The 13,847-nt window shown below is 36.7% G+C and carries 11 protein-coding genes; 8 read left to right on the top strand and 3 right to left on the bottom strand.

The genetic code is table 11. The features are described from left to right. Positions 1 to 236: 236 nt before the first annotated feature. Complete coding sequence (locus tag MKY88_RS23575) at positions 237 to 2,186, bottom strand: methyl-accepting chemotaxis protein (protein WP_340814775.1); 1,950 nt, start codon at positions 2,184 to 2,186, stop codon at positions 237 to 239. Positions 2,187 to 2,392: 206 nt separating this feature from the next. Here MKY88_RS23575 and MKY88_RS23570 point away from each other — a divergent pair, with 206 nt between their 5' ends. After that, complete coding sequence (locus MKY88_RS23570; RefSeq protein WP_328201564.1) at positions 2,393 to 2,767, top strand: VOC family protein; 375 nt, start codon at positions 2,393 to 2,395, stop codon at positions 2,765 to 2,767. 96 nt (positions 2,768 to 2,863) lie between these two features. On the opposite strand, the gene MKY88_RS23565 is transcribed toward MKY88_RS23570, so the two are convergent. After that, on the bottom strand, positions 2,864 to 3,610 hold the full coding sequence (locus MKY88_RS23565) for a hypothetical protein (protein WP_328201561.1): 747 nt from the start codon (positions 3,608 to 3,610) through the stop codon (positions 2,864 to 2,866). Positions 3,611 to 3,879: 269 nt separating this feature from the next. Between MKY88_RS23565 and MKY88_RS23560 the strand changes: the two genes are divergently transcribed. The 5 genes from MKY88_RS23560 to MKY88_RS23540 all read left to right on the top strand — a co-directional run bounded on the left by MKY88_RS23560 (position 3,880) and on the right by MKY88_RS23540 (position 8,220). Next, positions 3,880 to 5,049, top strand: a complete 1,170-nt coding sequence (locus MKY88_RS23560) for an acyl-CoA dehydrogenase family protein (RefSeq protein ID WP_340814774.1) — start codon at positions 3,880 to 3,882, stop codon at positions 5,047 to 5,049. Positions 5,050 to 5,077: 28 nt separating this feature from the next. Then, a complete protein-coding gene (locus tag MKY88_RS23555) occupies positions 5,078 to 5,941 on the top strand; it encodes a transporter substrate-binding domain-containing protein (RefSeq protein WP_193833460.1) in 864 nt (287 codons plus the stop codon). 84 nt (positions 5,942 to 6,025) lie between these two features. After that, a complete protein-coding gene (locus tag MKY88_RS23550; RefSeq protein WP_193833459.1) occupies positions 6,026 to 6,733 on the top strand; it encodes an amino acid ABC transporter permease in 708 nt (235 codons plus the stop codon). Positions 6,734 to 6,749: 16 nt separating this feature from the next. Beyond that, entirely contained in the window at positions 6,750 to 7,451 is a 702-nt protein-coding gene (locus MKY88_RS23545) for an amino acid ABC transporter permease (protein WP_258269721.1), read from the top strand. A 13-nt stretch (positions 7,452 to 7,464) separates the two neighbouring features. Then, positions 7,465 to 8,220, top strand: a complete 756-nt coding sequence (locus tag MKY88_RS23540) for an amino acid ABC transporter ATP-binding protein (RefSeq protein ID WP_193833457.1) — start codon at positions 7,465 to 7,467, stop codon at positions 8,218 to 8,220. 113 nt (positions 8,221 to 8,333) lie between these two features. Here the strand turns inward: MKY88_RS23540 and helD are convergent, their stop codons facing one another. After that, complete coding sequence (helD, locus tag MKY88_RS23535; protein ID WP_340814773.1) at positions 8,334 to 10,640, bottom strand: RNA polymerase recycling motor HelD; 2,307 nt, start codon at positions 10,638 to 10,640, stop codon at positions 8,334 to 8,336. A 577-nt stretch (positions 10,641 to 11,217) separates the two neighbouring features. Between helD and MKY88_RS23530 the strand changes: the two genes are divergently transcribed. Continuing rightward, positions 11,218 to 12,630, top strand: coding sequence for a YfcC family protein (locus MKY88_RS23530; RefSeq protein WP_340814772.1), 1,413 nt, complete (start codon positions 11,218 to 11,220; stop codon positions 12,628 to 12,630). 31 nt (positions 12,631 to 12,661) lie between these two features. Beyond that, positions 12,662 to 13,840 carry a M20 metallopeptidase family protein gene (locus tag MKY88_RS23525; protein ID WP_340814771.1) on the top strand — a complete coding sequence of 393 codons (1,179 nt, stop codon included), beginning with the start codon at positions 12,662 to 12,664 and terminating at the stop codon, positions 13,838 to 13,840. Positions 13,841 to 13,847 lie beyond the last annotated feature (7 nt).

Raw genomic sequence — 13,847 nt, 5'->3', positions numbered from 1 at the left:
TTGTAGATCATGGGACAACGAAGGCTAATAATGGTTGTTCATTGAATTAGTCTTTCATGTTGTAATCTGATTCTAAGAGGAAAAAGGAGAATAATCAACATAATTTTCTGAAAAATCTGGAAAATAAAGTTATGTTTTGGTGATATTTAAAGAAAAATGTCCTATTTTGTAGTTCTTTACAAAAGAAAAATCTGAGTTCAATGAAGTACTGAACCCAGATTTTAAAATGAGGTACCTTAATAGTGAAAACGATTTACATGACCCTGTAATTCATCAGCCATATCAAGTAACGTTTTAGCAGCAGAAGCTATGTCCTGCATGGAGGATAAAGTTTGTTCAGTTGAAGCGGCAACTTCCTCTGTAGCTGCTGCATTTAATTTAGCATGGTCGGATAGTTCAATGGCTGTAGCAGAGACTTCTTCCACGACAGCAGACATTTCTTGAGCGGAGGCCGAAATATCCTCCATTTTTGGAGCGATGTTTCGAAGGCTTGCAATAATACTCGCAAATTTTTTATTCGTTTCCTCCGTTAGTTGTAAGCCATCTTGGACATCTGAAGAAGCTTTTACCATTGTTTGTACAGATTTAGCGGTATCTTGTTGAATAGTTGTAATGAGTGCAGAAATTTGTTCTGCTGAGTGATGTGATTGCTCTGCTAATTTTCGAACTTCATCGGCCACTACGGCAAAACCTTTTCCATGCTCTCCTGCTCTAGCTGCCTCTATAGCAGCATTCAGGGCAAGTAAATTTGTTTGATCAGAAATCGCACTAATCATTTCCAAAATGGAGCCAATTTCTTTTGTGCGATCATAAAGTGTCTTAATCATTGTATCTGATTGTGTAACAGACTCATGAATCGAATTCATCTGCCTAACGGTTTGTTCGACAGCTTGACCGCCTTCCTCTGCCAATTGGATAGCGTGGCTAGAAAGATCAGATATCTGCATTGAGCTATCTGCAACTTCCACGACTCCTTTAGCAATTTCCTCCACGGAAATAGCATTTTGGTCAATAGCAGTAGTTTGTTTCTCCGTACTGATAGCCATCTGTTGTACGGCGTCAGCAACCTGCTCAGAGGCAGCAATATTTTGCTCAGCATTTGCAGATAAATCTTGAGCGGATGTTTGTACATGCTGTGAGCTTTGGTCCACGTTGCGAATCAGTTTTTTCAAGCTCACCTTCATAGAGATAAAGGCTTCACCAAGTTGTCCAATTTCATCCTTGGAATGAATGTCTATAAACTCAGTTAAATCGCCTTCACTAATTTTTAAGGCGCTATGTTTCAGCTTATTGATGGGATTAACAACAGATTTAATCATAAAGAGCATGAAAACCACACCAACTACAATTGAGACAACAATGATTATTAAGTTGATATTTAACGTGGATGCAGCTGCTTTTGCTGCTTCTGTGGTAAACATTGTACCAATAACCTTCCAACCTGTAAGCTCATTAGTAACAAACTGTAAATGACGATCTCTTTCAATAATTGTTCCGCTTTCTTGTTTATAAACTTTTTCAATATAGTTTTCCGTTGCCTCAGTACCACTTTCCGTATCAGGCTGAGCAATATAGATTTTATTGTTATCTAAAAGAGAGGCATAGCCCGTTTCGCCGATGCGTATTTCATTCGTAATGTCACTTAGTGTAGAAATATTTAAATCTATTCCTATTACCCCTGAACCATCTAGTAAAGCTTGGGTGATGGTAATGACAATATCATCTGTAGATTTTGACACATAAGGTGCAGTAATTGAGACTTGGCCATTATTTTCTAAAGCCTGCTTATACCAAGGTCTTGTACGAGGGTCAAAGTCATCAGCATATACTTGAACAGGTTCATCCAGTAGTCTTCCATCAGCAGTACCAATATAAATAAGGTCAACTTCAGGGTGCATATTAACATATTCCTGTAGAAGTGATTTAAGCTCAGGAATTTTATTTTCCTGCAAATAAGATTGATTAAACTTTTTTGAGAAATATTGCACATCTTTCAATTTTGGTTCAATCGTGTTCGAAATATTTGTATTAAGTATGCGCACGCTTTCAGTTGCACTAGCCTGCTGTTCTTCTGAAATTTGCTTTTCAGCGCTTTGGTACGACACTATTCCAATTAACAGTGTTGGAATGAGAAGCATTGCTAAAAACGAAAAAATAAGCTTTTTTCTTACACTCAGATGTTTCACTTGTATTATCCTCACATAATATTATTTATTCTATACTTTTCCCTATAAGGTAAATAATACTCATTCTAACAGAAATAAAGTAAAAGGTAAGCCCTAATAGATATTATTATCAATTTTTAGAAATTTCTCTAAACAGATTTGTTAGAAGCTATATAATGCTTTGATTTGTTGTATACTAAATTCATAAAAGAGGAGGGAATAGAGTCATGATTCATCAAATTGGACAAGTCATGTTATATGTTAACGACCAAGATACTTCATTGAAATTTTGGACAGAAAAAGTAGGGTTTATTATTAAAAACGAGCAGGAAGAGGCGGGAATGCGTTGGATTGAAATTGCACCGTCGAAGGAAGCTCAAACATCCTTTGTACTACACAATAAAGAAATCATTGCTAAAATGCAGCCAGAATTAAATTTAGGAACACCCTCTATTATGTTTTACGCTGACCAAATTGAAGAAATGTATCAGGATTTTCAGGCAAAGGGCATTAAAGTGGGCGATTTAGTCATGATGCCAATGGGTAGAGTTTTTAATTTTGCTGATCCAGAAAACAATTACTTTGCATTAGTTGAAAAATAATAATAAATGAATGAATCTGCTTATTTTTGTCGTGAAGTAGGCAAAAATAAGCAGATTCCTGTTTAATATCTTCTTATATAAATGTGAGTTAGCCCTCTATGATAAATCTTCTCCGAAAATACTAACCGTTTGTCGATCTACTACAAATTCATGGCCATCCCATTTTAATATATTTTCCACATAGCCTAAGCCATCTGCATGGTACCTACCTGCAATCTCTTGATAAGCTAAAATTTCATATGTCCCATCCCGATCATAATCAACAGGGTATAATCCACTAATTGGGTCAACCCAACCTTCAATCGGTTGCTTTAATGTCCCATCTGGATGATAGATTTCTGCTAAATATTCTGGCCCTTTATAGTGTAGATCAATTATATATTTTTTTGCAGGAGCCTTACTTTGAATAACTGCCTTGTAGTTATTGGAATAATTGACAGTATATTGGAGCTTAGTATTAAATGATTCTGTGTCAAAAATGGAATGTATTTGATTATTGGTAGAGGAGAATATTTCCCCGTTAATAATTCCTCCACTACCTCCTGTATCAGAAATGACCAAGATATCCTCAATATGATTTCCAGTAAAATCTCCTAGAAAAATGGTTGGGTTATAGCCCACATTTTCTTTTAGTGGGATTTGTTCAATTCGCCCTGTTTGCCCATAAAAAATAGTTAAGGTTATGTTTTCCCATAAAGGGCTATCAGGCTTTTGAGTCCCCATTAAAAAAATAGTTTCAAAGAAGCCATCCCCATTAATATCTCCAAATTTTGTTTGAATAACCTGTGGTGCTAAATGGGGTGCGATGCCCGCACCTTGCGGAGAATTTATGTTATTAGTCATATATACACCTCTCTCATAGTCTTAGCATATGTTGTAAACAAAGCTTGGTGCATAAAAATTAGGATAGTTCTAAATCATATTAAACAAACAAAAAAACTTGAATTTCACCCATTGACATTTTTAAAGGTGAAAAGTAATATAAATGTCAATGAATCAGAAAATTCAGTACCACAGGTTATCTCACTACAGATTTGTAGCGCGGGATTTTTTTTATTACTAATCCTTAGTAAATATATAAGATTTATATATATTGGGAAGAAGGAGATTTTTTGAAGAATTTATTTGTTAAAACGGAGCAACAACGATTTTGGTTAGATAAGTTAGAAGCCATCTCAAATCCTATAAAGGCCGAAGCAGCTGGGGTAGATGAACAATCTCGTTTCCCGTTTGAAGCACATCGACTACTCCAGCAAATTGGTTATCCGCAACTTACTTTACCGAAACAATATGGAGGAGAGGGCCTATCAGTCTATGACATGGTGCTTATACAAGAAACGTTAGCAAGCTATGACGAGAATGCCTCGCTCTCCCTCGGATGGACATTAGGTGTTGTGGGCGAAATATATGACACAAAATTATGGACTGAGGATTTATTAACGGCATTCGCGGAGGAAATAAAGAAAGGTGCCATGATTAATAGGGCTGTAAGTGAAGCAGCAACTGGGAGCCCAACACGTGGGGGGAAACCAGGAACAAATGCTGTTTCTATAAAAGACGGATGGCGCATAAATGGACGCAAAATCTTTACTACAGCTTCGCCAGTGTTAGATTATTTCCTCACTTCTGCTTGGATTGAAGAGAAGCAACAAATTGGGTTCTTCCTCATCCATAAAGATTCAATTGGATTATCAATTGAGGAAAATTGGGAAATGTCTGCCATGCGAGGTACTAGCAGCCATGATCTCGTATTAAAAGATGTCGTTGTGGCTAAAGACCACTTAGTCGAATTACCAAACCATCCTAGTGGCGGTAAAATAAATGGCTGGATTCTACATATCCCGGCCACATACTTAGGCATTGCACAAGCTGCTCGTGACTATGCAGTACATTTTGCTAATCACCATCAACCTAATAGCTTGAATGCTCCGATTAGTACATTACCAAATGTTCAACAGCTTTTAGGAGACATAGAGTTAAAGCTTCATCAAGCACGCTTTGTCTTATATGGCGTAGCTGATGCATACGATGATCCAGCAAGACGCTCCATTTTAACAAATGAAATGGCTGTTGCTAAGCATACTGTAACGAATATCGCAATTGACATTGTTGATAAGGCGATGCGTGTAGTGGGGGCGAAAAGCTTACAATTGTCAAACCCGCTACAGCGCTATTATCGAAACGTACGTGCGGGGCTCCATAACCCACCAATGGATGATATGACCATAATTAAATTAGCAACGGCTGCTATTGGGCAGCAGAAATTAAATAACCATCAATAATAATGTGGATAATAAGGAGAAATGTTACATGAAAAAGAGTAAGATATTTCAATTTGCCGCGGTTGGATTGGCTTCTATCGCACTTTTAGCGGGCTGTAATTCTGGGGAATCAGCTGATAAGAATTCAGATGATGCTGGCGAAGTTCGTACCGTCAAAGTTGCCTATGATCAGGCCTCAAAGCCTATTAGTTATATAGATGATAATGGAAATCCAACAGGTTATGACGTAGAGGTAATGAAGTTAGTAGATGAATTATTACCTGACTATAAATTTGAATATGTAGGTACAACAAGTGATGATTTATTAATTGGTGTAGAGCAAGGGAAATACCAAGTTGGGGTGAAAAACGCATTCTTTACACAGGAACGTACAGAGAAATTTATTTTCCCAAAGGAATTTTTAGGATTAAGTAGTGCAGGCCTAGTATTACGTAAAGAAGATGAAGGGATAAAGACATTAGCTGATTTTGCGAAAAAGGGCTATTCGTTGGCACCTATTGCAGCTAATAACGCGCAATACACAATTATAGATGAATATAATACTGCCAACCCTGACAATAAAGTAAAACTTCAAGCTGGTGACGCATTTACGGTTGACGTTGTGCAGTGGGTTAATGAAGGGCGTGTCGATGGTGGCGTTATGATTGAAGGGCCATTTAAACAGCAAGTACTTGCAGAAGATGGACCATATAATAATTTAAAAGATGAAGTAGTCTATAATGAATTTTCTGTGATTAAAACATGGCCTCTTTTCAATAAAAAAGAACAAGAATTTGCTGATGCCTACGATAAAGCCATCGCTCAAATTAAAGAACAGAAGAAAACAAACGAATTGAGCACGAAATTCTATGGCCGTGATTTATTTGAAGTGTTGGAAACTGTTAATCGTTAATTTAATGTATATTGACCATTATTAAGGCTGTTGAGGCTGGCACGCTCAGCAGTCTTTATTCATAAAACAAAAGTTGGTGAGGAAATGGATAAATACTTTGACGCGACCTATATTTGGAGCGCGATCCCCGTCTTATTACCTTTTTTAAAAATCACGTTTTTAGTTGCAGGATCCTCTATTGTCTTAGGCACAGTATTTGGCTTATTACTAGCAGCCGCTAAGCTCTCTTCTGTCAAGCTATTACAAAAATTAGCGAACCTGTATACAACGATTATGCGATGTACACCATCCATTGTTTTATTATTTCTTGTCTATTATGGTGTACCAGCATTAGCTGAAAACTTTGGTCTCAATCTCCATTCCATTGAAACGGCTATTTTCGTGGTAGTAACATTCACATTACAATTTGCAGCAATTATGTCAGAGGTGATGCGATCTGCTTATTTAGCCATTCCGAAAGGGCAGTTTGAAGCAGCTGTTAGTGTAGGGTTAACGCCCATACAAGCCTACCGAAGAATTATTTTCCCACAGGCACTTGTCGTTGCATTACCGAACTTTGGAAATGGCATGATTGCTTTATTACAGGAAGGTGCTTTGGCCTATACAATCGGATTAATTGATATTGTAGGGAAAGCCAATTTAATTATAGCTAGTAATATTAATGCTCATGCCTTAGAGATTTATATCGCCTTGGCTATTATTTATTGGGTACTATCTATTATTATTGAAAAAATATTTTCTATATTAGAAAAGGTATTTGGTAGGGGTAAAAAGACCTTAGAAACAACGTAAGGAGGGAGGCGTAACCATGAATTATCAATTTTTACTCGAAACATTTTTCGTTGCATTATCAGGTGTTCCCGTCGCACTCCTTGTCACAGTTGTTGCTTTGTTCATTGCTCTGCCACTAGGATTTTTGCTGGCGTTAACAAGGATAAATAAAATTCCGGTTATACATCATATAGCGAAAATCTATGTATCCTTTGTGCGAGGAACACCTATTATCATACAAATTTTTATTATTTATAGTAGTATTCCGCTTATGTTAAAAATTATTTTTGAAAAATATCATATTACGTATGATATATATAAAATCAATCCAATATGGTATGCATTTATCGTGTTTGCATTCAGTTCAACAGCCATATTAATAGAGGTATTTCGTTCTGCGTTAAGTACCATTGAAAAGGGACAATTGGAGGCAGCATACTCAGTAGGTTTGACAACTTTCCAAGCATATACCCGAATCATTATTCCACAAGCATTAGTTGTTGCGCTACCGAATATTTGTACTGCGACAGTCAATTTGATTAAAGCAACTTCCTTAGGGTACGCAATGTCTTTACCTGAAATTACCTTGAAGGCAAAGGTGGCTGCAAATGTCGGCTACAATTACGTGGAAGCCTATCTTGATATCTTTATTGTGTATTTAATTTTATGTAGCACAGTCGAATACTTGTTCAAGCGATATGAAAAATATTTAAGCAAATACAAAGCGGCAAATGCCTGAGGGGTGAATGAGCATGTTAGAAATTAAAAATATTCATAAATCTTTTGGTGAAAATGAAATATTAAAGGGTGTAGATCTAGCTATTGATCAAGGAGATGTAGTCGTTATTCTAGGTCCTAGTGGCTCAGGAAAAACAACATTATTACGTTGTATCAATTTTTTAGAGAAAGCGGATCAAGGACATGCGACATTTGGAGATATTGAAGTGGATTTTCAACATGTAAAGAAAAAAGACGTACATGCAATTCGCCAGCGTGTGGCATTTGTCTTCCAAAATTATAATCTTTTCACGAATAAAACAGCATTAGAAAATGTCACGGAAGGACTAATAATTGGGCGGAAAGTTCCTAAAACAGATGCAGTAGAAATTGGCAAAAAGGCTCTTGATAAAGTAGGCTTATCTGAAAAATATGACGCATATCCAAGTCAGTTATCTGGAGGCCAACAACAACGGGTAGGGATTGCACGGGCGGTAGCGTTGAATCCGGATATTATATTATTCGATGAGCCAACGTCTGCACTTGACCCCGAATTAGTAGGCGAGGTACTACAGGTCATGAAAAACATTGCAGCTGAGGGGACAACAATGCTTGTGGTGACGCATGAAATGGGCTTTGCAAAAGACGTAGCAAATCGTGTTATTTTTATGGATGGGGGCGTTGTTGTAGAGGAAGGTAGCCCTCATGATATTTTTGTTAGCCCGAAAGAGGAACGGACGAAGAAATTTTTAAAACGTGTCATTCCAGAAGACTATACGTTCTATATATAACGAGGATCATTTCCATTCGGACTAAGCTCCGATGTATGCAGGGGTGTCATCTGGAGCTTTGTAGCCCTGAATGGAAATCACTTCGCTGATTTAATATTTTATGAAACACTTCCCTATGATTGAAGGAAGTACGTTAATTTGTTGATGGAATAAATGTGCAACTCATGCATAGCTCTTGTACAGGCTGTATAGAAATAGTTACGTTCTGTTTCTCGTGAATAGTTGGCTGCTGATGCATTATAGATAAGAACCGCGTCAAATTCGATCCCCTTTGCCATATAGGCAGGGAGTAATAATATACCCTTTTTAAATTGCTTAGTATTGTGCGTAATAAGTTGAATATCAACGTGATTGCTTAATTGTTCAAACACTGCTGAGCATTCTGCTGCAGTTTTACAAATAACAGCGATCGTTTCAAATTTATGAGATAGTGTGTTGATGCTCTGGATAATTTGTTTATTTAATTCCACTTCATTTGGCAAAATTGTAATTGAAGGTTCTTGGCCATTTCGGTTAAACGCCTCTACTACACTACCATCATTTAAAATTTTAGCCGTGAGCTTAATAATTTGCTTAGTCGAACGATAGCTTTTCGTTAAAATCATCTTTTCTGCATGCTCGCCATATAATTGAGGGTCGAGCAGAGAAGGATTATCAAAGGTATGCGGATGTATGGTTTGATGGCCATCGCCTAAAATCGTCATACGAGCTTTAGGGAATAACTGCTGTAAGACGGTTAGTTGGAATGGTGAATAATCTTGTGCTTCATCAATTAATACATGACGAATTGTCGTATTTGTCTGCTGACCTTCAATTTTATCCTGTAAATATAAAAATGGAGCTGCATCTTCATAAGCAATCAATCGTTTTGCTAAATTAGGAAGGGTGTTTTGGCAAATGTCCTCCCAATTGTCTGGTACAAGCTGCTGAAATTCTTGATAGAGAGTATTAGATATATCAAAGAGTTGACGATAGGTACCTAATATATGAACGAACCTTAATTGATTGACAGAGTTTCGTAATGGTTTAAAATGTTTTTTTACAATTTGGCGCGCTAATTTTTTGCGTTCATGATCAAAATCATCAAATGAGTTTTCAGTATAGCGTCCCTCATATAAGAGCTCACTGTAAGACTTGGAGTAGTCTTCCTTGTCTAATAGCTCAGTCGCTTCTTCTACCCAATCCTTCGTACGTTCGGCTCTTTCAATTTTTGTTAATTTTTGTAATAACCATTCCTTCACTAATTGTAGGCGATTTGGTATGGACATGGAGGATGGGAAAGAATAAAAGTACTCCGTAATTTCCTGTGCAGTAATAATTCGTTCTCCACGAAAAACAATATTTTTAAATAATAAGCCTTTGTTCGACAAATAGCTTACATATTGGTCGATCAATTGTTTGTAAGTCAGACTTGCTTTAAAGGAAATGCTATTTAATTTTGTTACATATTGAGCCTCATCTTTTTCTGTTAATAGATCTTCAAGTTGCTCATAAGGATATTCTAATTGGAACTGACGCCCTAAACGTTTTTCAGCATATTCAATAAACGTTAGTTGTTGCATATTGTCTTCACCTAAATCAGGTAAGACGGTATGGACATATTGATTAAAAAGTTGATTAGGCGTAATTAGTAAAATTTGATCTGCTGTCATTTCATTACGATATCGGTATAATAAATAAGCCACCCGTTGGAGTGCAACGGCCGTTTTACCACTACCCGCAACACCTTCTACTATGAGATAACGTGAGTGGATATGGCGAATAATTTTATTTTGTTCCGCTTGAATAGTTGCAACGATACTGCGAATATGTTCATTTGCATTTTGTGCAAGGATATCGAGCAATAAGTCATCACCAATGGTTAGGCCCGTATTAAACATGGATTGTAGCTGACCATTTTTAATAATAAATTGCCGTTTAAGCAGCATCTCACCGTGAATATCCTCCGTTGTAGTTTCGTATGAAGCTTCACCAGGTGTGCAATCATAATACATACTGGAAATGGGCGCACGCCAGTCATAAATGATGATGTTTTCATCTTGCTCATCCAAAAGTGTGGCAACACCTATATAAATTCTTAGAGGTTCACAATGCTCACTTTGTAAAAAATCAATTCGTGCAAAATAGGGTGACTGCTGTAAACGTTCATAAACCTTTACATTTCGAATGGCCCTTTGCTGTGCAAGTTCTGAATCTGAAAGAAGCTCTACTTGTTGTTTAATGGCAAAAAAGGTTTCATCAACATCCTCAGCAGTATCTAAATTGACTCTGACATCGTTCCAGAAAGTTTTCTTGATGGCTACAGCATTTTCTTTAAACCCTTTTTCTTTAAGCAGTAATTCCTTCATTTTGTCATCAATGATATTTAAACAACTCTCAAGGTGCTGCTTTTCTTCAATCCACTCATTTTGATTTTCCAATGTCTACTCACATTCCTCTCCATAGTTTTTTATTCGTTCGGCATGAACCCTTACCTTTATAGATGGTGGGATGTAGGTAATTGTGATTCCCTTTTCAATGGCTAAACACTGATCCTTTGAATAACTCCAAAGTCTTCAAACGTAATTTATCTCAAGGAGATTTGGTATGGTGATTGAATCAGGAAATTTATCATACATCTACTTCAGTAAGAAGTATAGTCTAGTAATTTTTGTAAATTTGTGATACAATAATGGTATAACTTAATAAAATATTGATATGCATAGACTGCTCTACGAAAAGGTGGAGCAGTCTTTTTTATATGTAGAAAAGTCCAGAATTATTCCTGCTTTTAAAGAAATGATTATTAATTACGTGTCCTATTAGGAGAAATAAATTTATTTGAATTATCAAAATATATTGACTTTTTATAATCTATTTTTTATTCTTGTGTATAAAGTTTCCGTTAATCGGAACAGTTTTCCGTATAACGGAAAGTATGGTGTGTATTCATTTGCCTAATTGCTACGTTGTCTATGTCTTGGTTTAAAGAATAATAAATAGTAGGGGGAGACGATTATGGTAAACCTGCATCAAGAAAAAAAAGAAAATGAACCACGTATAAAGGGAATTAATGCATTTGTATTAATGTTTATTATTATTTTAGTAATGTCGCTATTAACGTATATTTTACCAGCGGGACAGTATGAAAGAGTTGAGAGTAATGGGAGAATGGTTGTTGATCCGGAATCCTTTCAATACATAAGCTCAAATCCTGTTGGCTTTCTAGAAATATTTAATAGCGTGCATTTGGGAATGCTTGAAGGTGCTCCCATCATTTTATTTGTCTTTTTATTCGGCGGGGCTTTAGGGATTATGCAAAAAACGGGTGCTATTGATTCGTTTATTAAAGTAATGGCCTCTAAGTTTGGGAAAAAAGAGTACGTACTAATCCCAATTCTCGTATTAATATTTGCTAGTTTAGGAACATTAATTGGCTCTGCAGAGGATACGCTAGTATATATAGCAATTATCATCCCCTTAACGATGGCACTAGGTATGGATGCAATGACAGGCTTTGCGATCGTTATGCTCGGTACATTAGCCACGGGCTTTACATCGGGAATTACAAACCCTTTTAACATTGGTGTCGCTCAAACGATTGCTGAGCTTCCGATGTATTCAGGGATGTCATATCGAATAGTCGTGTTTGCCATTTTTTATATTTTGACAGTCCTTTTTATATATAGACATGCTAAAAAAGTAAAAAGCGACCCATCGAAAGGGATTTATGGAAAGTTTAATCCAGAAGAAAGTATAAAGATTGATCTGGACTTTAAGATAAGTACACGACATTTAATGGCATTATTCGTCCTATTAGGTAATTTTGTTGCATTAATTGTAGGGGTAATAAAATTCCAATGGTATATAAGTGAAATTGGCGGAATATTTCTATTAAGCAGTATTATTATGTCTATTATATGTAAAATTGGACCGAATAAAATGGCTGAGGGGTTTATTACTGGCGCCCGAGATATGGTAGAAGGTGCTCTAATCATCGGATTTGCCCAAACCATTTTAGTGATAACGACGAATGGAGGATTAATTGATACTATTCTACATTTTGTTTCTAATGCCGTAAGTGTTCTACCAGCTTCTATAAATGCAGTAGGGATGTTTTCACTTCAGCTTTGCTTAAATTTCTTAGTACCATCTGGAAGTGGACAAGCAGCGTTAACGATGCCAATTATGACACCCTTAGCAGATTTAATTGGTGTAACTAGACAAACAGCAGTACTGGCTTTCCAATTTGGTGATGGTATTTCAAATATGGTTATTCCAACAAGTGGAGTTTTATTAGCAGGATTAGCAATAGCAGGTATCCCGTTTTCAAAATGGGTAAGATGGGTATTTCCTTATTTCCTTATCCAGACAAGCTTAGCAATTGTCTTATTAGTTATTGCGCATCTCATAAACTATGGACCCTTTTAATAAAATAAATCATATAGTAGGAGTGATTAAATTGATAGAAACAATTGATTTAAAACAACAGGTAATTAAATGGCGTAGGCATTTGCATATGTATCCAGAATTATCACATCAGGAACATGAGACAGCCCAATATATTTATAATCAACTAGTAACGTTTCCGCATTTAGAGGTGAAGCGTTTAACAGAGACGAGTGTATGTGCATTTTTAAAGGGTACAAAAACAGAAAATAAAGAAAATAAGGGGCTTACCATTTTACTGCGAGCTGATATTGATGCATTGCCAATTGAAGAAGAAACGGATTTACTGTTTAAATCAACCAATCCAGGAGTCATGCATGCGTGCGGGCATGATGCCCATCCAGCGATGCTACTTGGTGCAGCGAAAGCATTGGCTAAGCGTGGGACTGATTTTAATGGAGAAATTCGTTTTGTTTTTCAGCATGCTGAAGAGGTAACACCTGGAGGAGCTGCTCAACTAGTAGCCCTAGGAATTGTAGAAAATGTCGATTATGCCTTTGCTCTACATGTGAGCCCTGATTATGAGGTAGGACAATTTGCTATGAAAGATGGTAAATTTACTGCAGCAGCAGATGATTTTGAAATTAAAATCTATGGTAGGGGTGGCCATGCGTCTACTCCAGAGGTCGCTATAGATCCTTTACTTATTGGTTCTGAAATAGTTGTAGCTCTGCAAACAATTGTGTCACGTAAAGTACCGAGTACACATGCGCCTGTTTTAACGGTGGCAAAATTTCATTGTGGAACGGCATTAAATATTATTGCAGATACAGCAGAGCTTGGTGGAACGATTCGTTCACTAGACCCCACGATTCGTGTAGATTCGCGAAAGCATTTAGAAAAGATAGCTACAAGTATTGCTTCGATGCATGGGGCAAAAGTTGACATTAAATGGGAGTTAGGATGTCCCTCTGTAACAAATGATAAAGAATTAACAGCATTATCCCGCCGTATAGCTGGAGAGATTGTTGGCGATACAGGTGTGCAGGAATTACCTGAACCAATGTTTGGTACAGAGGATTTCGCTGATTTTTCAGAAGTTGTTCCTTCATCGATGCAATTTATAGGGGTACATAACGAAGAGTTTGGAGAAGCGTACCCATTACACCATCCTCGTTTTAAAATTGATGAAGAAGCTCTTATTTATGGTGTTCGTTACTTTGAAAATATTGCACGAACACTATGTCCCTAAGAGGGAA

It is taken from the genome of Lysinibacillus sp. FSL R7-0073, assembly GCF_038009065.1.
Taxonomy (GTDB): domain Bacteria; phylum Bacillota; class Bacilli; order Bacillales_A; family Planococcaceae; genus Lysinibacillus; species Lysinibacillus fusiformis.
Note: the sequence above shows the minus strand (reverse complement) of the source record. Positions and strands in the feature narration are given on the sequence as shown.